The 24418-nt window shown below is 39.7% G+C and carries 20 protein-coding genes; 3 read left to right on the top strand and 17 right to left on the bottom strand.

Annotated elements, in window-relative coordinates; translation table 11 throughout:
* Nucleotides 1-20 precede the first annotated feature (20 nt).
* From GQR56_RS01635 to GQR56_RS01560, 16 genes are all read right to left on the bottom strand, one after another.
* On the bottom strand, nt 21-446 hold the full coding sequence (locus tag GQR56_RS01635; RefSeq protein ID WP_166108937.1) for a flagellar protein FlaG: 426 nt from the start codon (nt 444-446) through the stop codon (nt 21-23).
* Between the two features lie 155 nt (nt 447-601).
* The gene (locus GQR56_RS01630; RefSeq protein WP_166109040.1) at nt 602-1984 is read right to left on the bottom strand and encodes a flagellin; all 1383 of its coding nucleotides are present in this window, start codon (nt 1982-1984) and stop codon (nt 602-604) included.
* A gap of 305 nt (nt 1985-2289) precedes the next feature.
* Nucleotides 2290-3672: a flagellin gene (locus GQR56_RS01625; RefSeq protein ID WP_166108936.1), complete on the bottom strand. Its 1383-nt coding sequence runs from the start codon at nt 3670-3672 to the stop codon at nt 2290-2292.
* Nucleotides 3673-3959: 287 nt separating this feature from the next.
* Entirely contained in the window at nt 3960-5228 is a 1269-nt protein-coding gene (gene flgL, locus GQR56_RS01620; protein ID WP_166108935.1) for a flagellar hook-associated protein FlgL, read from the bottom strand.
* A gap of 2 nt (nt 5229-5230) precedes the next feature.
* Complete coding sequence (gene flgK / locus GQR56_RS01615; protein WP_166108934.1) at nt 5231-7246, bottom strand: flagellar hook-associated protein FlgK; 2016 nt, start codon at nt 7244-7246, stop codon at nt 5231-5233.
* Between the two features lies 1 nt (nt 7247).
* A complete protein-coding gene (gene flgJ / locus GQR56_RS01610) occupies nt 7248-8243 on the bottom strand; it encodes a flagellar assembly peptidoglycan hydrolase FlgJ (protein ID WP_166108933.1) in 996 nt (331 codons plus the stop codon).
* A gap of 143 nt (nt 8244-8386) precedes the next feature.
* On the bottom strand, nt 8387-9481 hold the full coding sequence (locus GQR56_RS01605; RefSeq protein WP_024611506.1) for a flagellar basal body P-ring protein FlgI: 1095 nt from the start codon (nt 9479-9481) through the stop codon (nt 8387-8389).
* Between the two features lie 12 nt (nt 9482-9493).
* Nucleotides 9494-10177: a flagellar basal body L-ring protein FlgH gene (gene flgH, locus GQR56_RS01600; protein WP_166108932.1), complete on the bottom strand. Its 684-nt coding sequence runs from the start codon at nt 10175-10177 to the stop codon at nt 9494-9496.
* A gap of 15 nt (nt 10178-10192) precedes the next feature.
* Entirely contained in the window at nt 10193-10981 is a 789-nt protein-coding gene (flgG, locus tag GQR56_RS01595) for a flagellar basal-body rod protein FlgG (protein WP_024611504.1), read from the bottom strand.
* Between the two features lie 21 nt (nt 10982-11002).
* On the bottom strand, nt 11003-11746 hold the full coding sequence (locus GQR56_RS01590) for a flagellar basal body rod protein FlgF (protein ID WP_166108931.1): 744 nt from the start codon (nt 11744-11746) through the stop codon (nt 11003-11005).
* Nucleotides 11747-11898: 152 nt separating this feature from the next.
* Nucleotides 11899-13242, bottom strand: a complete 1344-nt coding sequence (flgE, locus tag GQR56_RS01585) for a flagellar hook protein FlgE (RefSeq protein ID WP_166108930.1) — start codon at nt 13240-13242, stop codon at nt 11899-11901.
* A 59-nt stretch (nt 13243-13301) separates the two neighbouring features.
* On the bottom strand, nt 13302-13982 hold the full coding sequence (locus GQR56_RS01580) for a flagellar hook assembly protein FlgD (RefSeq protein WP_024611502.1): 681 nt from the start codon (nt 13980-13982) through the stop codon (nt 13302-13304).
* A 13-nt stretch (nt 13983-13995) separates the two neighbouring features.
* Nucleotides 13996-14427, bottom strand: a complete 432-nt coding sequence (gene flgC / locus GQR56_RS01575) for a flagellar basal body rod protein FlgC (RefSeq protein WP_024611501.1) — start codon at nt 14425-14427, stop codon at nt 13996-13998.
* Between the two features lie 5 nt (nt 14428-14432).
* Nucleotides 14433-14840: a flagellar basal body rod protein FlgB gene (gene flgB, locus GQR56_RS01570; RefSeq protein ID WP_166108929.1), complete on the bottom strand. Its 408-nt coding sequence runs from the start codon at nt 14838-14840 to the stop codon at nt 14433-14435.
* Between the two features lie 141 nt (nt 14841-14981).
* On the bottom strand, nt 14982-15815 hold the full coding sequence (locus GQR56_RS01565) for a protein-glutamate O-methyltransferase CheR (protein ID WP_166108928.1): 834 nt from the start codon (nt 15813-15815) through the stop codon (nt 14982-14984).
* A gap of 20 nt (nt 15816-15835) precedes the next feature.
* Nucleotides 15836-16768, bottom strand: a complete 933-nt coding sequence (locus GQR56_RS01560) for a chemotaxis protein CheV (RefSeq protein ID WP_024611498.1) — start codon at nt 16766-16768, stop codon at nt 15836-15838.
* 141 nt (nt 16769-16909) lie between these two features.
* Here GQR56_RS01560 and flgA point away from each other — a divergent pair, with 141 nt between their 5' ends.
* The 3 genes from flgA to flgN all read left to right on the top strand — a co-directional run bounded on the left by flgA (nt 16910) and on the right by flgN (nt 18438).
* Nucleotides 16910-17617, top strand: a complete 708-nt coding sequence (flgA, locus tag GQR56_RS01555) for a flagellar basal body P-ring formation chaperone FlgA (protein WP_166108927.1) — start codon at nt 16910-16912, stop codon at nt 17615-17617.
* A 76-nt stretch (nt 17618-17693) separates the two neighbouring features.
* Entirely contained in the window at nt 17694-18014 is a 321-nt protein-coding gene (gene flgM / locus GQR56_RS01550) for a flagellar biosynthesis anti-sigma factor FlgM (RefSeq protein WP_024611496.1), read from the top strand.
* Entirely contained in the window at nt 18007-18438 is a 432-nt protein-coding gene (flgN, locus tag GQR56_RS01545; protein ID WP_166108926.1) for a flagellar export chaperone FlgN, read from the top strand. The genes flgM and flgN overlap by 8 nt, the downstream gene beginning before the upstream one ends.
* A gap of 196 nt (nt 18439-18634) precedes the next feature.
* Here the strand turns inward: flgN and GQR56_RS01540 are convergent, their stop codons facing one another.
* Nucleotides 18635-24394 (bottom strand): Ig-like domain-containing protein, encoded by a 5760-nt coding sequence (locus GQR56_RS01540; RefSeq protein WP_166108925.1) that lies wholly within the window; start codon nt 24392-24394, stop codon nt 18635-18637.
* Nucleotides 24395-24418 lie beyond the last annotated feature (24 nt).

The raw sequence follows: 24418 nt of genomic DNA, 5'->3' as shown, positions 1-24418 counted from the left end.
TTAGTAATTAGAACCGCTCACTAAACTGTTTGATCAATCAAAATACCTGCCGATTCAGATAATTTAGACACTAAACTTAACACTTCCTCAGAAGGGTATTGCTTAATTACTTCGCCGCTGTTTTTATCTAGCACTTTAATGACATCGCGGCCTGAATCTTCATCAACTTTAAATTGCAAGCTTCGGTTCATTTCGCCCATAAAGTCCTGCAATTGTTGCGCCATTTGTTCTAGCTGTTCGCGCTCTAGCGGCTGAGCTTTTTCATCTTGATTGTTATTGTTGTATTGATTTTGCTGTAACTTTTGTTGATTTTGTGCATCCAGCTGCTTTACATCATCTACCGCTCGCTCAGTTAAAGAGCGAGCGGCTTGCCCTACTTGCTTATCATCACCAGCAGTAGGAGTCGGTAATGTTGTAATTTCTGCGTTTGAAGTAATTGTATTCATAACAGATTCCTATTTGTACTTAATTAAACCAACAATAGCTTAGTTTATATTCTTAAACCACAAAAGGAGGTAGCTAAAGCCACCTCCTTTTTTTAAATACTAATACTGACTTTATGTATTAGTTAGCTAACCATTAAGCTATAACTTTTAACTTATTAACCTAATAAGCTAAGTGCTGTTTGTGGTAACTGGTTCGCTTGCGATAAGATTGACGTACCCGCTTGTTGCAAGATTTGGTTCTTCGTCATTTGTGCAGTTTCAGTTGCAAAGTCTGTATCTTGAATACGGCTACGTGAAGCAGATACATTTTCAGAAATATTAGCCAAGTTACTAATTGTGTGGTCAAAACGGTTTTGAACAGCACCTAAGTCAGCTCTTTGCGAGTCGATATCTGCTAATGCAGCATCAATAACTGCAAGTGCATCTTGAGAACCTACTGCTGTTTTTAAATCAATTTTTGCTACTTCATCTAATGTAGAGTTACCTACGGTTGCTATCTCACCACCGGTAGCACCAACAGTAAACTTATCTGATGACGTCAGATTAACCTGAGAGTCCACTACAGCACCAGCTGCATCACCAAGTGTACCGTTTAATGTAGCAGTACTTGTACCATCACCAACCAGTAATACACCTGCTACGTCAGTTTCTTCAATTAATATGCTGCCAGCATCAGCGTCATACGTTGCGTTTATCCCAGCTTTACCAAGGTCAGATGCTAAATCAGACGCGCTTCCGTTATATGATGATAAATCAAAAGTTTTCTCACCAACAGTCAGTGTGCCCGTATCAGCTGATGACAACGCTGCAATTGTTGCTGTCACTGATGTTTGAGCTTTTATACCAGTTGCCGCTGTATTGATTGCGTCTGCTGTTTCCTGGGCATTTATGAGACTTAAATTTTCAGTTGTATTACCTTTTGGACCAGATAAAACAACCGCAGCAGAGCCTGCTGTAGAGTCGCTAAAAGCCGTACCTGCGGCTACCGTATTATTGAATACAGTGCCACCACCTTTAATAGCATTCTGACCTAGATTATCTGCAGCTATGTTGTTCAATGATACGTTAATTGTTTCATTAGCATTGGCACCAACTTGGAAAGCTTTAGTACCAAAGTCACCATTTAATAATTGCTGACCACCAAACGAGGTAGTTTCAGCTATACGGGTTAACTCTGTTTGCAATGCAGATACTTCTTTTTGAAGTGATTCTCTGTCTTCAGTAGAGTTAGAGCCATTCGATGATTGCAGTGCTAATTCACGCATACGTTGTAAAATACTAGTCGACTCTTGCATCGCACCTTCAGCTGTTTGTGCCATTGAGATGCCATCGTTAGCATTACGTTGCGCTACTGCTAAACCATTTACTTGTGATGTTAAACGGTTTGAAATTTGTAGACCTGCCGCATCATCTTTTGCGCTATTAATACGCATACCCGATGATAGACGTTCCATAGAAGTTGCTAAGTCAGAACCTGATTGAGATAGGTTACGTTGCGCGTTTAATGAAGATACATTTGTGTTTACTGAAATCATAATAAAACTCCTGATTACTTTCGTAATGTTGCTATTTTAATTTAACCAAGAGCTGTCACAAATGTATGCTCAGCTCCGTACTGATTAAGTTAACGGCAGGAGATAAATTATCTTTAGAAGTATTTTAGAAATAAATTAGTTTATCTGTTTAAAAAAACCTAACCGACTGTTTTAAAAGATTAGTTATTTTAAATGAGTTTAAAATACAATTTAAATATTATGCTTTTAGTGATTTTAACCACCTAAAAACAAAAAACGCACTTAATTTAAAGTGCGTTTATGTAGCCAGTTATACATTAAACCAATAATTAGCCACCTAATAAACTAATTGCTGCTTGTGGAATTTGATTCGCTTGCGAAAGTATAGACGTACCCGCTTGTTGTAATATTTGGTTTTTTGTCATCTGTGCTGTTTCAGTTGCAAAGTCAGTATCTTGAATACGACTACGTGATGCAGAAACATTTTCCGCAATATTTGCTAAATTACTAATTGTATGGCCAAAGCGATTTTGAGCGGCACCCAAGTCAGCACGATTTTCATCAATACTAGCTAAGGCTGCATCTATGACCGTAATTGAATTTTGTGCCCCTGCAGCTGTTTTAATATCTATATCTGCTACATCATCTAATGTAGAGTTACCTACGGTTGCTATTTCAACCGACCCACCAACAGTAAACTTATCTGATGACGTCAGATTAACTTGAGAGTCCACCACAGCACCGGTTGCACTACCAACTGTACCGTTTAATGCAGCTGTACTTGCAGCATCACCAACCAGTAATACACCTGCTACGTCAGTTTCTTCAATTAATATGCTGCCAGCATCAGCGTCATACGTTGCGTTTATCCCAGCTTTACCAAGGTCAGATGCTAAATCAGACGCGCTTCCGTTATATGATGATAAATCAAAAGTTTTTTCACCAACAGTCAGTGTGCCCGTATCAGCTGATGACAACGCTGTAATTGTTGCTGTCACTGATGTTTGAGCTTTTATACCAGTAGCAGCTGCATTAATGGCGTCAGCTGTTTCCTGTGCGTTCAAAGCTTCTAAATCTGCGGTTACATTACCTTTTGGACCAGATAAAACAACCGTATCAGAGGCTGCTGTAGAGACGCTAAAAGCCGTACCTGCGGCTGCCGTATTATTGAATACAGTGCCACCACCTTTAATTGCATTTTCGCCTATATTATCTGCAGCAATATTTCCTAACGATACGTTAATTGTTTCATTAGCATTGGCACCAACTTGGAAAGCTTTAGTACCGAAGTCACCATTTAATAATTGCTGACCACCAAACGAGGTTGTTTCAGCTATACGGGTTAACTCTGTTTGCAATGCAGATACTTCTTTCTGGAGTGACTCTCTGTCTTCATCTGAATTAGAGCCGTTAGCAGACTGCAGCGAAAGTTCTCGCATGCGCTGAAGAATATTAGTCGATTCACTCATCGCACCTTCAGCGGTTTGCGCCATTGAAATACCATCGTTAGCATTTCGCTGAGCAACGGCTAAGCCATTTATTTGCGATGTTAAGCGGTTTGAAATTTGTAGACCGGCGGCATCATCTTTTGCGCTATTAATACGCATGCCCGATGATAAGCGTTCCATTGAAGTAGCTAAGCCTTCACCTGATTTAGTTAAGTTACGTTGTGCGTTTAGTGACGACACATTAGTATTTACTGTTAATGCCATTTTACCATCTCCTAGGTTTAAACAGAGTGTGGTTCAACACGATTTAACAGGAACCACTATTCAATAATTTCTTGTTATTACAAAAGCATTTACTGTGCCAACTTTGATTTATTTTTAAGTTGTTGTTTTTATTTATAAAAACAGAAGTTGTTGAATAGTAAATAAAGAGTGAAGCTATTTGGAAGGGAGTGACAGTTTTTTGCCGCAATTTTGTAGCCAATTTTTGCCGCAATTTTGTAGCAAAGTATTGCCGCTTTAAAGTAGGTAAAGCGGCAAAGTATTTCTGGTTATATATAGTCGAACAATGAAAGGTTTGATAAGCGACCAAATGTTGCTTGAGATGCTTGCAGTGCAGTTTCTTGTTTTGTTAGTTCGCTGATTGCCGCTGCCATATCTACTTCTATTAGGCTTGAGCGATTACTCTGGTTTTGAATATCTAGGGCTGCATTAGAATCAGTTACCCTATCTAGTGCATTCATACGCCCACCTAAACTGGCTTGTGTAAACACCACTTGTTCACTGGCGTTTTGCAGTTGTACAACACCATCGGCAAGCACTTGTTGAAAGTCATCGCCTTCAAGCGTGCCATCATTCAAGCCTGTAATAAGTGCTTGTAGTGTATTAAGTACGTTTTCTTTGTGAGGTTCTTCAAGGTTAAAATCGAGTTGGCCAGGCGCGCTACCCTCAAATTGAATTTTCATACCTGCAAACTCAATTGTATTATCAGTAACTTCACCAGTTTGAGGCGGGGTAAGCGACACGCCATCTTGTAAAATTTCGTATGTATCAGGATCGTTTGTTGTCGCACCAGCGGTTGTGACTACACTAAAAGTATTTGCTGTAGGTGAAACTGGAGTCGCTGGATCGGCATTGTATTTAGCTTGATGAAACTTATCAAACTCAGTTTGACCATCAACATACACTGTGCCAGCCGTCACGTTATTAGCGGGTGCGGTTGTAGGAATTGAAGCAACATTTGTGTCTATATTTAAACGCGCAGCCGTTTTTTCAAACGTATCAAAGCCGTTATCACTTGATTTAATGGATACACCTTCAGCTATGGTAATTTGGTGCTGACCTTGATCGCCTTTATAGTTATATTCACCTGATTCGAGCTGATACGGCTGCGTGCTGTCTTGGTAGCCTGAAAATATGAATTTTCCGTCTTCTGAGCGGGTGTTCATTAAATTAGCAAGGGTTTCTTGAATGCCACTCAACTCTGATGCAATCGACTTTAGATCATCTTTGGTGTAAGCACCATTACCCGCTTGTAATGCCAGTTCCTGTGCTTGTTGAATATTAGTATTAATACTCTGTAATACGCTTTCTTCTGTTTCTAGGCGACCATTAAGCTGATTAATATTTTTTGTGTATTGCTCATTGGTTTGTATTTTATTTGAATACAGCATTGCTTGTGAAATATCTGCTGGTGCTTCAGACGTTGTTAAATACTTTTGACCCGTATTAACTCGTTCTTGTGCATTGGCTACACCTTGTTGCCCGTCCAGTATTTTATTAATACTGCTTTGATACATTAAATTATTAGATAAACGCATAATTACCTCGCAGCACTAAGTAAAGTTTCAAAAATAGAACGCGCAGCAGATAAAACCTGCGCTGATGCTGCATAAGACTGCTGAAAACGCAGTAAATTTGCAGCTTCTTCATCAAGGTTTACCCCTGAAAGTGATTCATACCAAGCTTCAGATTGCTGTGCAAGAGCATCAAATGCGGCTCCACTTGTAATTGCTTGCCCTGTCACTACACCTATATCGGTAACCATACCAGCATAGGCTTGGTTAAATGTTTTATGGTTGTCGGCGGTGGAGGTTGTAACAACATTTTGACGTACCAGTTCACCATTTTGCAATTCAGCAAGCTTTAAACCATTTCGGTTATCGTCAAAGCCACCTTCATTAAGTTCTAGTGTAAACGTATCGCCGGTTGCCGGAGTGCCTTCTATATTAAAATCAAAACCATAATCACTATACGGCGCTCCTGCTTGAGCTAAAACATTATTACCTGGCGGTGGAATAATAATTGTTGTTGCGGTATTACTTCCATCCGAAATTTGATATTCGTTTAGGTTTCCCGTTTTAACTAAAGAAATACTGCCGTTAGTTAACGCTAAAGGGTCTGAAGTAAAACTCCCCGTTGTTACATCGGTTACTTCGCCTGCAGAAATAGTGGCTGTTCCGGTATTATTTAAATCGTTAGCTGTTCTAATTGGTGACGCCAGTGCAAGGTCTTCACCACGCCCTGTTGCAAGCGATATACTCGTAGCCGCTTGAGAATTCAGTTTTACTTGAAATTGATCGCCAGCAGCACCCGCACCAGTAATTGCTATTTGTAATCCAAAAGACTCGTCACCATTGATCATTGATGATGCATTTATTACACCACTCGTTGTGTCTGCAAGTGATGGTGTGCCAATTAACTCGCCTTTATTATCAACTGCCTGAATACTTACTTCGTTAGGATTAGCTGTGTAGGTAATAATAAAATCGCTGGCAGGTAATTCATCACCTTTACCGGGTTCAACCGTGGCTGTCATACTTGTAACACCACTGCTATTACTTTGATAAGCAAAAGCATTCACTGTAGGTATGGTAAATATATCTCCACCTAGCTCACCGTTTGCATCCATACCTAGTTTGTTTTGTTCGTTAAATGCATCAGCTATAGCTAAGCCCATTTGACCAATTTGATTTTGTGCGGGCACTAAGATATCGTCTCTAAAAGCAAGTAAGCCGCCAATTTTTCCTTTTAATTTACTAGCATCTATTTCAAGTGGCACAGCCTTGCCACCATTAACATCTAGCGTTAGCTCTTTAAAATTAGGATCGGGATCCCCCGTCATAGAAAATAAATTAAACGAGCCACTTTGCATTACAACGGCTTCGCCTGTTCCCATAAATACAAGTTTTTCGCCATTTGGACCATCAAGTGTTTCAATATCAATTAACTCTGACAAGTCGCGTATTGCTTTGTCGCGCTCGTTATAGGTTGAGCTGGCATCGGCGGCATTACTGGTCCCATTTACAGCAGCTATATCTTGGTTTAAAGAGCTAATATTTTGAATAAGCGCATTAGCTTCATCTGAGAATATTTCTAGCTGTTCGTTCACTACACTTTGCTGATCGAACACAATACCTGATAACCTATCCATTTGATTTATTAAACTTTGCGCATCTGTCATAACCAAAGAGCGAGCAAGCGTTGACGATGGCTGGTTAAGCGCTTCTTGTACGTTATTAAATAACGAATTTATACCTGTAGATAAGCTATTTGCTTCTTCTGAAAATAAGGTGTCGACTCTATTTGCTTCTGTTACAAATTGATCAAAAAACGTTTTATTAGAGGTGTCTCTGTTTAACTGCTCTTGAGCAAATTGATTAAGTAAACGGTAGGTATCGCCTTGCCCTACTTGGTTATCTATTGTGGTTGTAAATTCTGTGCGCTCGCGTACATAGCCTTCGGTATTTACGTTTGCAATATTTTTACTTGTCGTTTGCAGTAACTCAGAGCTTGCTCTTACTCCTGAACTGGCAATATTTAGTAAATCATACGACATGTTACTTTACTCCTTGGCGGATCACATTTGCCGCAATGTCTTTTAATTCAGTACTGTTAAGTACCTGTTTTATTTTGCTGGCATAATTTGGATCGGTTGCATAACCTGCTTTTTGTAGTGAATCTAAAAAGTCGCTCGGTTTTGCTGTATTTTGTAGTGCTTCTTTATAACGAGGGTTTTGCGTCAAAAAATCAACAAAGTCGTTTACGCTCTCTTTAATTGAATCGTAGGCTCTAAAGCTGGCTTGTTTTTTAACCGCCGCGCCTTGCTCAAATTCGAGAGTTACTTTGCTGGCTTTTTCACCTTCCCAACTTTTATCCGATTTAATATTGAATAAATTATTTGAGCTATTGCCATCGCTTTTATTAATAATATGTTTGCCCCAACCAGTTTCAAGCGCCGCTTGTGCAACCATTACAGCTGGGTTTAAACCTATTTTTTTAGCTGCTGTTTTTGCATGCTCCCATACTGAACTTACAAACTCTTCGGCGGTTTCGAATGCAGGTGTAGTTGCTTTTGGCTTTTCGGTACTTGCTTCAACGCTACTAACTATAGGCTCTGCCTTTTTCTCGGCTTGCTCATAAGAAGGTGCAGAACCGATGCTTTTATCGCTAAAAATATCGTTAGTGGTTCTTAGTACAGAGCCTGGCATAAACTTTTTACCATCGGGCGATAACTGCTGAACAATTAAGTCAGCAAGCCCTAATGAACCATTTGATGAGAGTTCTGTTGAGAGCTGTTGATCGTGCATTTCTTGGAAGAATTTTACGCCGCTTGAGTTAAATGGGCTTTCTTTGTCTTCAAATGCTTCGTTTGCTTTACGCATACTTTTAAGCAGCATTTGCGTAAAAATAGCTTCAAATTGTGCCGCCGCTTTTTTGAGTGCAGCTTTAGAGGCATCTGTTGATGCATCGCCACTTGTTAAGGCTTCTTTACGAAGTGAGTTTAAGTTGCCTAAATCAAAAAAGTTTTGTTTATCGAGATGATTTGTTTCCATCAGCTTTTTGACACAATAATGAATAATGCAGTTAAAAATGCAAAAATTGAGCCAGTTGATGTGTTTTTGAATTTATAAGTGGATTATAAATGAGGTTTTTTAGCTTAGCCCTAGCAAGTAAACTGCAAGGGCTAACTTTATTTTTATATTACAACTAGTTGTCCGTTAATTGCACCCGCTTCTTTTAGTGCTTCTAAAATAGCCATTAAGTCGCCTGGTGCCGCACCAACTTCATTAATTGCGCGTACTAGGTCATCTAGGCTTACACCTGGATTAAATACAAATGCACGAGAATCATCTTGCTTTACATCAATAATACTTTGTTGTGTTACTGCGGTTTGACCTTCGCTTAATGGGTTTGGCTGCGATACGTTTTGTTGCTCAGAAATAGTGACGGTTAAACCACCGTGCGTAATAGCTGCAGGTTGTAATTTTACGTTTTTACCAATAACAATGGTACCTGTACGCGAGTTAACAATAATTTTTGCAGCCATATCAGCAGGTTTAAACTCTAAGTTTTCGAGCGTTGATAAGTACGATACGCGTTGCGATGCATCTCTTGGGGCTAGTACACGAATAGAAACAGAATCTAACGCTTGTGCACTGTTAGGACCAACTAGGTTGTTAATTGTTTCTTCAAGGCGTTTTGCTGTTGTAAAATCAGGGCGATTTAAATTAAAGGTAATGTAATCACCTTGCAAAAACGGACTTTTAACAGCACGCTCAACCGTTGCTCCATTAGGAATACGACCAACCGTGGGGGTATTAATAACAACCTTACTGCCATCTAAACCCTGTGCACCTAAACCACCTACAATAAGACTGCCTTGTGCAATGGCATATACATTGCCATCAACCCCTTTTAAAAATGTTTGTATTAGCGTGCCACCACGTAAACTACCCGCACTACCGATAGACGATACGGTAATATCAATTGTTTGCCCTGGCTTTCTAAATGCTGGTAACTCAGCATGTACGGCCACTGCCGCTACATTTTTAATTTTAGGGCTTAAAGTAGAAGGTAATGTAATACCAAAGTTACTTAACATGCCCATAAAGCTCTGTTGAGTAAACTTGCTTTGCTCTCCAGTGCCAGGTAAACCGACCACTAAACCATAGCCAACTAGTTGGTTAGAGCGAACGCCTTCAACCATAGAGACATCTTTAATACGCTCTGCATTTGCCGAAAATTGGCAACCTAGTAAAGCGATTAAACAAAAAACTTTAAATCCATTCATAATGAATGTCCTCTAAAAAGGAAAAAGCGAGCTACTAAAAAAGCGTGTTAACCAACCAGGACTTTGTGCCTCTTGGGTTTGCCCTTTACCTGAGTACTGAATACGCGCATTGGCGATTCGGTTTGACTCAACTGTATTGTCTGAACTTACATCTTGCGGGCGCACTAAACCTTCTAAACGAATAAACTCTTCGCCTGTATTTAGTGTTAGCCATTTTTCGCCGCGTATAACTAAGTTACCATTTGGCAAAACACGCATTACATTTACTGATATGTCGCCCACTAAACTATTTGATTGGTTTGATTTTGAATCACCCGTAAATGAGGAGTCGCTACCAATACCAAACTGAATGCTGTCGCCACCAATATTAACCGGTAAGCCGCCAAAACCAATTACGGGGTCAAGGCTTGCCTCGGTTTCTTTGTCTGTTTCTGTTTTTGCCGCTTTTGTGGCTTGAGTCGACTCTTCTAATTTAACCGTAATAATATCGCCAGTTCGCAGCGCTTTTCTGTCTGCGTATAAATCGTTAGATACGTTTGTGTTAAACAATGAACCGGTTGCAACAACGGGCTCTATATTTGGCTCAGGGTACATTGGCGCGTAGTAAGGGTCGTCTTGCACCACTTCACTATTTTGTGTTGATACGCAACCACTTAAAAATAAAGTACCTGCTGCAAATAACATAATATTACGCATGTTCACCCCTAAACCTTATAACTGTTGATTGATGTAACTCATCATTTCGTCAACTGCCGAAATTACTTTTGAGTTCATCTCATAAATACGTTGTGTTTCAATTAGGTTTACTAATTCTTCAGTTACGTTTACGTTTGATGTTTCAAGTGAACCCTGAATAATAGTACCTAAGCCATCAACACCTGGGTTACCTTGCACTGGCGCACCACTTACTGCGGTTTCGGTGTAAAGGTTTTGCCCTATAGGCTCAAGACCTGATGGATTAATAAAGTCACTTATTGTAATTTGCCCAATAACAACGTTATCGGCTTGTCCTGCAACACGTACTGACACTTCGCCGTCTTGAGAAACTGTGATTGATTGCGCGTCGTCAGGTACATTCATTTCTGGTTGAACAACATAACCTGCGCCCGATGTAACAACTCTTCCGTCGCCATCGGTAGTAAATTGCCCATTGCGAGAATAAGCAATGTTGCCATCTGGTTGGAGTACTTCAAAAAAACCAGAGCCCGAAATCATCCAATCTAATGAGTTTTCGGTGGTTAACATATTACCTTGTGAAAAGTTTTTTTGGTTAGCAACCACTTTTGCACCGGCACCTAACATTAACCCTGATGGCATTTCGGTGTCTTGCGATGAACGCCCGCCCGGCTGATTTATATTTTGATAAAGTAAATCTTCAAATACGGCACGGCTTTTTTTATAACCAACCGTACTCGCATTTGCCAAGTTATTTGAAATAACCGATATATCGGTTTGTTGAGCGTCAAGCCCTGTTTTACTGATCCACAATGCAGGATTCATAATAGTGTCCTCATTTTAAAGTTAAACTACGCGTAACAGCTGATCTTGCGTTTTATCAATCTCTTCAGCTGTTTTCATTAGTTTTACTTGTAATTCAAATTGGCGTTGATGGCTGATCATGTCGACCATTTCGTGAACCGGATTCACATTCGACATTTCTAAACTACCACTTAATACTTTTACATTGGCTGAGGTATCAACCGTTTGATTAGGCTTTGGTCTGAATAAGCCATCGTTACCTTTTTCGAGCTGAGAGCCATTTGCTTCAACTACTTTTAAACGATCAACTTCTTCTAAAAAATTAGCGGGTGCGCCTTGAGGTCGAACTTGAATAGTACCGTCTTCACTAAAACCAATTTTTTCAATCGGTACGGGTAATATAACCGGACCACCTTCGCCAATAACTTGACGACCGCCACTGGTAACTAACATGCCTTCGGCTGTTATGTTTAGCGTACCAACTTTTGTGTAAGCTTCGTTGCCGGATTCATCTTGCACGCTGAGCCATGCGTTATCGCTCATTGCAATATCTAGGTCTCGCCCTGTTTGAATAATCCCGCCCGATGTCATGTTTGAACCTGGACGTTCTTGCATAGAAAATACGCGTGTAGGTAAGCCTTCACCAAATGCTTGCATAGAACGCGCTTGAGCAAAATCAGCTTTAAAACCAGTTGTATTGGCATTCGCCAAATTATTGGCTTTAAGCGCTAATCCTTGTAGGCTTTGCTTGGCGCCAGACGCCGCAATGTAGACCATTTTGTCCATAACATCGACTCACATAAAAAATCTCTGACTTAACAAATGCAAAATAGATGCCAGATTAAAATTGACACAACATTGAGGCGATAAAATAAACAGTAGAAACAAAAAAGGCTGCAAAAATGCAGCCTAAAATACTTAACTGTAGAACGTTTAATTTATTGCAGCTGTAAAATAGTTTGCTGAATTGTAGAGTTAACTTCAAGCGCTCGAGAGTTAGCCTGAAAATTACGCTGAGCACTAATTAAGTCAACTAGTTCATTTGTTAAATTAACGTTTGATTGCTCAAGTGCTGATGAGTTAATAGACCCTAACGTACCAGAGTTTGGTTCACCCGCCATTGGCTCGCCAGATGTCAAACTTGATTTCCAAGAAGTATCACCTACTTGTTGCAAACCTTGTGAGTTTGAAAAACGCACCATTGCTACTTGACCTAAAAATGTTGAGTCGCCATTACTATAAGATGCAACTACTTTACCGTCGGTACCAATATCAATACCGGCTAAACGACCAACTGTTGCACCGTCTTGCTCAAGTGCTTTTACTTCAAAGCTACTTGCATATTGAGTTGGTATTTTATTTGCTGAGCCGGCTTCATCGCGCCAACTTACATTTATATTTTCAGAAAAACTAGCACCGTTATCTAATAGAGTGCTCATTCCTGCTGCCGCACCTGAAGCTAAGGCAACATCATCAAACGTTGTAGCTGGAGACGTTACATCTGGCAAACCTGCCGATGTAAAAGCAAGTGTGTCGATAGGAGAATGAGCACCAGCCGCTGTTTCAGTTCCACTAGCATCGAAATTTTTACCGTCTAATGTTCCGTAAACTTCCCATGTATTTGCTGTAGTAGCAGGATCTGTTTTCACAAAATATAATTGTAAAACGTGTGCTTCACCTAACGAATCATAAACAGTTGTTGATGTAGAACTGTTATAAGAAGCACTCGTACCTGAGTCAAAAGGCGTAACTGTTGGCTGCGTACTACGTGAATCTAAATTAAATGACGAATATATTTGAGTTGTTGCACGTGGCGATCCTGAAGAATCTGGTATTTGTAATGGAGATGATGTACTCAAACTTACAGATGTTGTATCACCTGTTGATTCGTCTACCGGAAACCCTTGTAAAAAGTTACCTTTTGCATCCACTACAAAGTTGTCTTCATTTAATTTAAATGCACCGGCACGCGTATATGAAAAGTCTTGCGAACCTAAATCTTCACTCATCGCAAAGTAACCTTCGCCCGTGATTGCTAAATCAAGTGAGTTATTAGTAAATTGTAATGAACCCTGGTGAAATTGCTGAGCAACCGTAGTCGTTTGCACGCCGTCACCATTTTTAGTGTTTCCTGAGCTAAATACAGATGATGCATATACATCAGCAAACTCAGCACGTGATTCTTTAAAGCCAGTAGTATTAACGTTTGCAATGTTATTTGCAGTAACGTCTAAATCTTTTTGAGCGGCAGCTAGGCCGGTTAATGCAATATTGAAACTCATAATTCACCTTTAACCTGTTAATTTTTAGCCTGCTGACAGGCGAAATATACTTAAAATTTTTACGCGATTTCTGCTACATCTGTCAGCCTAACCGCACCTTCTTTAGTATTAATTATTATGCCGCTGGAGCCATTAATATTAACACTCTCAATATTTTTAAACGTTGCTATTGGTAAGCTTGAAAACTCACCATTAGTACTGCCTTCAGCAGATACTGTATATTCACCTTCAGGTAAACGTTCACCTGCATCATTTTTACCATCCCATGCAAAGCGTACTGCGCCTGCAGACTGAGATCCTAAATCAATGCTTCGCACTAATTGACCTGATGCATCTGTAACGCGCAACGTTAAACTTTCAACAGGGTTTTCAGCAACAATAGAACCTTTTGCGTCATCTGTTTCATTTAAATCTAATGTATTAGATTCTAGTAACGCTTGTTTACCTACTAACGTCGACGCTTGTAGCGCTGAGTTTGAGGTCATTGATGTGGCAAGTGATTCAAAGTTTGAATTCAAATCACTAATTCCTTGCGCCATGGTAAAGCTGGTCATTTGCGCAATCATTTGATCGTTATCTGCTGGGTTACTTGGATCTTGAAACGACAGCTGTTGTGTTAACAGCGAGAAGAAATCTTCTTGGGTTAACGCATCACTTTCTTCTTCAGTTGAAACTGGCGTACTATCTTGCCAACGTAAAGAGTCTAAATAGGATGAAGATGTGTTTATATCGGTACTCATAACCTACCCTCGGTTACCGCTGACCTAGCAGCAGTGTTTTACTTAACATTTGCTTAGCTGCATCTGCAACTTGCACGTTTGTTTCATAAGAGCGAGAGGCAGAAATCATATTAGCCATCTCCTCAACAACATTAACGTTGGGTTTATAAATATAACCATTTTCATCCGCACTTGGATGATTTGGATTATATTCAATTTGTAATGGTTTGTTGCTTTCAACAATACCCAATACTTTAACGCCAACAGCGGAGCCCTGTGGATTACTTGCTGATGCTGACGCTTTGGTAAGTTCAGCAGCAAATACAGGTTGTCGCGCTCGGTATGTTTTGTCTTGAGAAGAACTAATCGTATTAGCATTAGAAATATTACTCGCGGTGGTATTTAAGCGTACATTTTGTGCGCTCATACCCGAACCAGCTATATCAAATACATTATATAAACTCATAATTTTTATCCTTGACTACCGAGTGCTTTATTCAGACCTTTAAACCTGCCGCTTAAAAACTGCAAGCTTGCCTGATACTCCATAGCATTCTGTGTATACAAGTTCCGTTCCACCTGTATATCAACGGAGTTACCATCACCTGTATCTGATTGATTTGGCGAGCGAAATAATTCTGAATCACCCATACTGCGAGTACCACCACCAATGTGTTTATCGTTAGTGCGTACCATTGTATTGCCGCTTTGCTGGTGTGATCTTGCCGCTTTTAATGCTGAGGCAAAATCTATATCTTTTGCTTTGTAGCCCGGCGTATCAGCATTCGCAATATTAGTTGCAATTACTTCTGCTCGTTGTGAACGGATCAACATAGCCTGCGGATGCACACCTAATGCTTTATCAAAACTGATAGCCATAACCATCTCCAAAAAATTGACTTGCCTTAAATAAAGCAAAAAATAAGCCATTTATATTAGAAGAACAGTTATTTTTGTAAGGTTATGTATTAAAAAGAAAAACGACACATAATGTGTCGTTTTAGAAGGAAGGAATAAACGTTATAATTTCTTTTGGTAAATAATACCGGGGTTACATCGCACCATATCAAATTCGTCACTTAACCCAGCCATCGACTCCGATGCACCTAAAAATAAGTACCCTTTAGGATTTAGCGCTTGAGCAAACTGTTTAATAATTTTAGCTTTTATTTCAGGTGCAAAATAAATCAATACATTACGGCAAAAAATAACATCAAATTTGCCCATCAATGCATACGAATCGAGTAAATTTAAATGCCTAAAACTGACTTGTTTTTTTATTGTGTCGTTTACTTGTGCCATACCATTGCCGCTATCTTTAAAAAACTTTTTACGACGTTCAGCCGATAAACCTCGCGCTAAAGCAAGGGCATCGTATTCAGCATTTTTACACATATCAAGCATCGTATTAGAAATATCAGTGCCTATAATTTGCGCACCCATACGTAATACGCCTGGCTTTTTTACTTGAAACTCAGCAACCGACATTGCAATAGAGTACGGTTCTTGACCTGAAGAGCTTGCAGCAGACCAAATCTTTAATGGTCGTCTTAATTCTTTAAACTCAGGAAATAATTTACTTTGTAATAACTCAAATGGATATTGATCTCTAAACCACAATGTTTCGTTAGTGGTCATTGCATCAACAACTGCTGCACGAAGCTGTCGCTCATGAAGCCCCATCGTTTTACTCACTAGCTCTGATAAAGATTTTACATCAAACCGAGTCATTAGTGGTGCAAGTCGACTTTTAACTAAGTATTGCTTGTTTTCACCTAAAACAATACCGCATTGCTGCTCTAAAAACGAACGAAACTGATCGTATTCACTTTGCTGCAAGTCTTTATTATCCAAGTTAAAGCCACCTTTTTAAATTAATCACAACTAACCCATTTTTTAACAGCTGTTGCTAATTCATCTGGGTTAAATTTAGCAATAAAATCATCTGCGCCTACTTTTTCAATCATAGCTTGATTAAAAACGCCGCTTAATGATGTATGTAAAATAACATGTAATGGAGCGAGCTTAGGGTCAGCTTTTATTTCTGCCGTTAGTGTATAACCATCCATTTCAGGCATTTCAACATCTGAAATAAGTAGCGCTACGCGCTCTGTAATATCATTTTTACAATCAAGTTCTGCTATTTCTTTTAACCTGATTAAAGCTTCTTTACCATTTTTAGCAAGTTCTGTTTGTACGCCTAACGGCTCTAATGCACGTTTTACTTGATTACGCGCTACGGCAGAATCATCAGCAATAAAAACAATTCGCTCACCTAAATCTTTTTGAATGTCGCCACTGGCAGCCACTTCAGCACTTACTTCGGTGTTAACAGGGCAAATTTCGTTAAGAATTTTTTCTACATCGAGAATTTCAACTAATTCGTTTTCAATCTCGGTTACGGCTGTTAAATATGAATAACGCCCAGCACCTGATGGTGGTGGCATTATTTTTTCCCAATTCATGTTAACAATACGCTCTACCCCGCCGACTAAAAACCCTTGTACAGAGCGATTATATTCGGCAATGATAATAAAGCTGTCTTTAATGTTTTCTATTGGGCGCCCACCTACTGCCATCGATAAGTCGATAACTGAAATAGTTTGACCTCTAATGTGCGCAACACCACGAATATAGGCATTTGATTTTGGCATACTTGTTAGTGGAGGACATTGCAGTACTTCTCTCACCTTAAATACATTGATACCAAAACGTTGCCGTCCTCTGAGCTTAAACAATAGTAATTCTAGGCGGTTCTGGCCAACCAACTGAGTTCGTTGGTTTACTGAGTCTAAAATACCTGCCATTCAAATCTCCTAAAGAAAACAAATAATACGGAACGATAATTGCTTTCTATTTATTAAGCTTACATAACATCACGGGAGCGTCTTCTTTTTGACGCCAAATATTTATACCCTGTTTGAAACCATAAGCATAGTCGAAACATTATGAGTTTGTTAAAAAAAGTCAGAAGATACAGTGTTTTCTATTTTGTTGCTAGCCTCTGTTTAGCATTCCCCCTTCACGCAAAAATATTCAATAAAGATTTATTGCAAGAGATGGCTGTAAGTTATGTAACAACAAAAATTGGTGATATCGACAATAATAAAATGCAAATAAGTGCATTGCCATTAGACAGCCGAATTCCTGATAGAAACTGTGATATGGCACCCGAGTTATCTACAAATAGTGAGCCTCCTTTTAATCGGCAAGTTACTTTACAAATAAAATGTAATGACGCTCAAAATTGGGCTCAATATGTTCATGTAAGAGTTATTGAAATGGCACCAGTTGTTGTTGCTAGTTCAAATTTAACGCGAGGAGAAGTCATTACAAGCTCTCACCTAAGCGTAGAAATGAAGCCAACTCATTTTGTAAGAATACAATATTTAGATGATCCTAAAATGCTTATTGGCAGCAGAAGTAAGCGTAATATTAGAAGCGGTATGCCAATATTACTAAGCCATATTTGTATGGTGTGTAAAGGAGACTCAGTAAATATTTATGCAAACCTTAAAGGGCTCAAAATTAAAACTTCTGGCGTTGCATTAGAAGATGGGACCATTGGTGAGCAAATACGAGTTAAGAACAAAAAAACAGGTAAAGTTTTAAATGCGCGAGTAGATGGTGTAGAGTCTGTGCAAGTGAATATTTAATTTAGATTTATGCTAAAGTATCCTGCGTATATGCCGATAAACTGGCATAAGTTGGGTAATATACAGGTTTATTATTATGGTTAATCAAGTTAGTTCAGGTAATCAACAAGCAAACGTTTTAACTAATGCTAAGCAACAAAAAGTTGATTTACAAAGAGATAATGCAAATACACAAGCTGCTCAGTCTGCTACACCTAAGGCTGCAAGCGATTCTGTTAGCTTAACTCCACAAGCTCAGCAATTAAAAACATTACAAGATAAAGCGCAACAGTCGCCTGGTTTTGATGGTGATAAAGTTGCTGAACTAAAAAAAGCAATTACCGAAGGCAAGTACCAAATAGACAGTGAAAAACTTGCTAAAAATTTAGCTGACTTTGAGTTTAACGTTTATGGCTGATCACAATGGTTTAATTACGATTAAACTAAATGAGCAAGTTGATTGCTTAGCATCTTTACATTCTTTATTGAATGACGAACTTACCGCGATTGCGTCTCGACGTGGTGAAGGTTTAAAAGAAATTGCCCAACAAAAAATGTCTTTTTTAACCAAGCTAAGTTCGCTCGATAAAGAATTAAGCAAATTGATAGCTAGCAATAATGAACAAGCCGAAGATATACCTGATTTAATTTCATTAGTTCGCAGCAAGCTGGAACAATGCCAAAAACAAAATAATGTTAATGCTCATGCTGCCCGCCAAGCGCAACTAAGTGTTAAACAATTAAAAGAGATATTAATTGGCGCACCAACGTCAATGACCTACGACCAAGCCGGTAAATCTGTAAATACCGAGAGTAAGTTAGTACACAACTTAAAAGCTTAGTGCTTTAAACCTAGATTATATAAAAAGCCCTACTGATAGCATCAGTAGGGCTTTTTTGCTTAATGATTAGCTATGCAAGCGCTCTATATTAAAATGAGTACTTCAACTTATTACATTAAGTAATACTTTAATCAAATTGGCATTATAACCTTGCACTAAAACCCACCTTAAATATTTTTAAGGTGGGTTTCGTATGTTAAATATCAGTTTGATTGTTACCATTTTCTATTAGGTGTTTTATCAACTCCTCTGATTGAGTTTGTACATCACTTGCAGGTGTTGTAGCTGCAGGCTCTGCATTTTGCGATGGCTTATACTCAATATAGGAACCCTCATCATCAAGGAGCTTAAGAGCAACAAGCTGATCTGCATCAGAATCAACAATTACATCGTTAATATTAAGTGGCTCTGCAGAACCTATTTGTACAGTTTGTTCTGACGTTATTGATAAACTGCTTAAATTACCTAAATCAATAGTCTCACTGCTTAATACGTTGTTGCTTGATACGTTGTTGCTTGATACATCATTAGGCGCTGTCTCATCCAATGCTGATTCTTCACCAAACGAAGTTAGTACATTGGTGTCTGGAGATGATTGAATATCTGATGTAGTCGGTATTTCAGTACCTTCACCATCAATGGTTGTGGTATTACCTGCTTCGTCTTCAAATATAATTCTGACATCGTTTAGTCCTAAACCTAGAAGTTCTAGAGCACCTAAGTTGAGATCAATACTAGTAAACTCCCAACTTCCATCGCTTTGCACTGTCGTTGTTTTATTTCCAATACTTAAGCCAAGTAGTAACGAGTTATCTAATGTAACTGTCGTGCCGGGCTCTGCATCTGTAGTGCCATGAAAACCTACAACAGCTATCTTTATAAGTCCTGTAAGCTCGTCGAGTAAATAATCAACCTCAAAATCATTTACTATAGGTGGTGTAGTATCAATAACCAATCCAGATATACTACCGCTTGAAGTTGTATTACCTGATGTATCAGTTGCTACAGCTGTTACTGTGTACACCCCGTCAGCTAAGTTAGTATTAGCTGTTACGCTCCATTCACCCGATGCATCAGCAGTTACTGCTTCAGTTGCCTCTGTAGCGCCACTAAAGGTCACCGTTACTGACTCACCAGGAGCGGCTGTACCTGTTATAACTGGGTTTTGATCTGTAGTTAGTACCAATCCTGAATCAATTGTAATACCTGAGTCAATTGCGCTACTTGATGATTGCGTACCAGTATTACTTGCACCATCAACAATGCTTACATCAACGCTGTAGTTGCCCTCAGGAAGTACTTCTGCTGATATCACGCTCCACGTCCCATCAGCATTCACATTTGTTTGAACACTGTGCGAAGCGCCTGCAGAATCTGTAAACATAACTATTACAGCCGCACCTGCAAAGCTTCCAGTTACAGAACCCGTAATGGTAGGCGTTGTATCTTGCCCTACTGTAATTGGGTCTATCACTACAGTTGGTGCTGTGTAATCGGTACTTGACACCATAGTATCGCTAGCAGAGTTACCCGCTGTATCGCTTATTGATGCTATTGCACTAAAGCTACCTTCACTAAGCGTGGTGGTAGCTGTTACTGACCATGTGCCACTTCCTGAAACTTGAGCGGTAATAGTTTGTGAATTGTTATTAGCATCGGTAATAACAACACTCACATTTGTACCTGCTGGTGCATCGCTTGTACCTGTAATTGTTGGTAACGGGTTATTAGTAACAGGTAACTGGTTAACTTCAACTGTTGGTGGTGTTAAATCAATAATGCCACCTAGGCTTGTAGAACTTGTAAGCCCTAAGTTTTCAACTGTAGCACTTACAGTAAAGGCACCTTCAGCTAATGGTGTTGTAGGTATTAGAGTCCATACACCTGCAATAGCTTGGGTGTTATATGTCGTTGCTGTACCGCTACTATCGGTAATAACTACCTGTACGTCACCTGCTAATATATCTGTGGTACCTGTAATTGTTGGCGTTGTATCGCTTGTATCTACAATTTGATTAATTAACAAACCTGGTAAGGTTGTACTAATAGTGCCCGTTTGAGTAACTGTTGTTATATTCCCAGCATCATCTGTACTTATTGCCTCAATTGTTAAGTCACCTTCAGCAAGTAAAGGAGTAACAATAAGCCATGTTCCGTCTCCTAATACCGAAGTGGTAACTACATATAATGTATCTGTAGAGTCAGTAATATTTACGGTAATTAAACTTCCTACCTTTTCATCGCTTGTCCCTTCAATAGTAGGTGTTAGTGTATTAAGTACACCAATTGCCTCAATCACTAGCATTGGGGGTAAAGTGTCTATCGTTACTAGCTCAGTGACCGACTGCCCTGTATTACCTGCCGCGTCAGTTATACTTGCAGAAACAGTATATACACCATCTGATAAGCTAGTAGTTACTAAAGACCACTTGCCATCGCTACCAATTAAGGTATTAAATACGGTTTCGTTGCCATTACTACCAATAATAGTTACATCAATGTCTGTACCTTCAGGCTCTTCAGAACTGCCTGAAATAGTTAATATATCGGTATTGCTAATAGCCAATGGCAAAATACTCACCACAGGTACTAGTGCATCAACTACAAATACGAGAGTATCGGTAACTACGTTTCCTGCACCATCGGTAATACTCACATTAGCAACGTGTTGCCCATCAGTTAATACATCTAGTTGAAGTGTGAATTCCCCAGCAGCATTAACTGTCGTCTCTATTACTGAGCCACCATCAAGCTGAATTTTTACCACACCGTTAATTAGATCACTAGTACCTTGAATGATTGGCATTGAATCCGATGTTGTGCCAATAACTTCTAAACTTAGGCTGGGAGATAATGTATCTACAACCTCGGTCAATAAGATTGTTGTTGTTAAACCAACCTCATTTACTATATCTACGGTTGCATTATATGTACCTTCAGCCAATGATTGAGGTACTTGCACAGCCCATGAGTTATCGGCTTGTACTATAGCAACTAGCTCTTGTACTGCATTTTCGCTATCTACCACTTTAACTAGCACTTCAGTGCCTGGTGCTTGGTCGGTTGACCCACTAATTATTGGTAAGTCCCCCTCTCCAGTTACAAAGTTAACTACTGCATCTAATAACGGTGTTGTGTTATCAATATCTGCTGTCGTTATCGTCGTTGTATTACCCGCTTCATCTGTAGCTGATGCTGTGACTGTAGACAAGCCTATAATATTAATTGTCAAGCCAAGTAATTCCCAATCACCATTAACATCGGTGAGTACTTCATAAGTACTATCAACTAAACTTCCTGCTAACCTAGTTGTTACTGTTACAGTTTCATTAGGGCCCAAATCAGAGGTACCCGATAGTGATAGTATGCCCCCAACTAAGAACGAAGGCACTATTGTTAGCTCTGGTCCTACTGTATCAATCTCGCCACCGGTTTTACTGTCAGTAGAAGTATTACCTGCCGCATCGCTAATAGTTGCACTAACACTGTAAACACCGTCAGCTAAAATATTATTAGCAGCCGCTTGCCAGTCTCCATTGCCATCGGTTTGAACGGTCATTTGATGAGAAACTCCAGCAGAATCAGTAAAGGTAACAATAACGTTTGTATTTGCCTCGTTAGACGTACCTGTAATCAATGGAGTGCTATCTTGAGTTAGTATTAATGAACTTTGATTAATACTAATCTCTGGTGCAATGGTATCTATAGTTGCTGTATTTGTTGCGTCCCCGGTATTACCAGCGCTGTCAGTAACAAATGCTTCAACTGAATAATCTCCTTGTGAAAGAGAGCTACTTGCCTCTACAGACCATATACCTCCAGTTTGAACCGTTGTATTTACAGTGTGCTCATTACCTTGTGCATCAGTGAATACCACTGCAACAGCATCACCCACATTGGCACCTGTCACACTTCCTGAAATACCTGGGGTTAAGTCTGTACCTCCAACAATATCGTTAATGGTCACAACTGGCGCTGTTATGTCAACTTCCCCTGTAATACTTGTGTTTACAGGATTACCGGCAGTATCTGTTGTTGAAGCTAAAACCGTGTAAGTGCCCTCGCTCAACTCTGTACTTGCAGCGACTGACCATATGCCATTTGCACCAACCGTAGCATTAACCGTTTGCTCTGCACCTAAGCTATCTGTAATTAAAATAGCGACTATGGCGCCTTGTGGAGCTGTAGTTGTGCCTGAAATTGTAGGCGTAGTGTCATTAGACGTTACCGGCGGTGTAATATTAAGTGCTGGTGGAGTTAAATCGATCACGCCCTCGCCCGCTGCATTACTCGTTAAGCCACCTTCAGTCACACTTGCCGAAACAGTAAACTCACCTTCAGGAAGAATACTTATCGCATCAACACTCCAAATCCCGCCTACTACCGAAGTAGTTACAGTATGTGAAATGTTATTAACGTCAGTTATAACGACCGTAATTTCTGTGCTATCTGCCGCACTACTTGTGCCCGATATTGCTGGTGTTTGATCGTTCGTATCAACAATTGTATTAATATTGATTGTAGGCGCATTGGTATTTAACGTTGCGGTACTATTTGCAACTGATTCATTCCCTGCGGTATCAGTAACACTTGCAGAAACTGTAACTTCACCATCAGTCAGTGCGTCGGTTATATCTACACTCCAATCACCTCCTGCACCAACAACAGTTGTGTAAGTCTCGGTACTATCTCCATCGGTCACAGTTACTGTAATACTCGTGTTTTCAGGTTCATTGGATGTGCCTGAAATAGTTGGCGTGCTGTCATTAATTGTACCTAATGCGTTTATAGAAATACTTGGTGCTTGAGTATCAATAAAGCTCGAGCCTGTATCCAAACCTTGATTGCCAGCATCATCGGTAATACTTACCTCTACATCATAATTGCCATCTGGCAAGCTTGGCGCCGTAACTTGCCAATCGCCGTTAGCATCAACTATTGCGGTTAAAATGTGTGTGTCATTATTGCTATCTGTAATGACTATATCGACCACCGTATTCTGTGGTTCAGTTGAAGTACCACTTACAATTGGTGTATTAGTGTTAAATACAGTTATATCATTAAGTACAATAATAGGTACTTGGGTATCAATTGTTAAATCAATAGTCGTGCTGCTGATATTATTAGCGTCATCGGTAATACTTACTTGCGCCGTATAATCACCATCAACAAGTCCTACGGGGACATCTACTTGCCAATTGCCATCAGTACCCACAGTTGCTGTTAGTGTTTGACCACCAATAATAATGCTTACATCTGCACCTATCTCATTACTTGTGCCTGAAATTGTAGGTGTTGTATCTATTGTCGCGTTAACTTCGTTCACAATTAATGTAGGATCAACACTGTCTATTTCACCTTGAGCCTGCTGCGTTGTTAAGTTACCAACACTGTCTCTAACCTCTGCAACAACGGTATATTGACCTTGCGCTAGCTCTGCAGGTACAGCAACAGACCAGTCGCCACCGGCTTGAACTGTCGCAGTAAACGCTTGGCTTTCTCCTTCACTATCAGTCACTGTTATATTAATTACAGTGCCTTGCCCCATATCGGTGGTGCCGCTAATTACTGGCGTACTGTCATTAGATAAAGCATCGACACTAACGGTTAGGTCTGGCGCTACGTTATCAAAATCAAGTGTATTAACTGATGCAATATTACCAGCTGCATCAGTTGCTGTTGCAGTTACATAAGCAAGATTAAGTAAAGGCACAGTTATGTTTGCAACACCCCATGAGCCATCAGCATTCGTTGTTGCGGTGTAAGTTGCGCCAATTAACCCACCAACTAAATGCTCTGTAATAGTGATCACAGAGCCTCCTGGTAAATCCGATTCCCCGGAAAGAGAAACCAAATTACCTGTTGCAAATGCAGGAATAATTCTCAGTTCCGGTGGGGTAACATCCACTTCACCTGTACCACTAACAACAGTGGTATTTTGTGCGGCGTCGGTCATGCTCACGCTCACCGTGTAACTGCC

Origin of the sequence: Pseudoalteromonas sp. Z9A5 (genome assembly GCF_011378875.1) — a bacterium.
Lineage (GTDB): Bacteria > Pseudomonadota > Gammaproteobacteria > Enterobacterales > Alteromonadaceae > Pseudoalteromonas.
The sequence above is the reverse complement of the archived record's forward strand: the minus strand, read 5'-3'. Positions and strand labels throughout refer to the sequence as shown.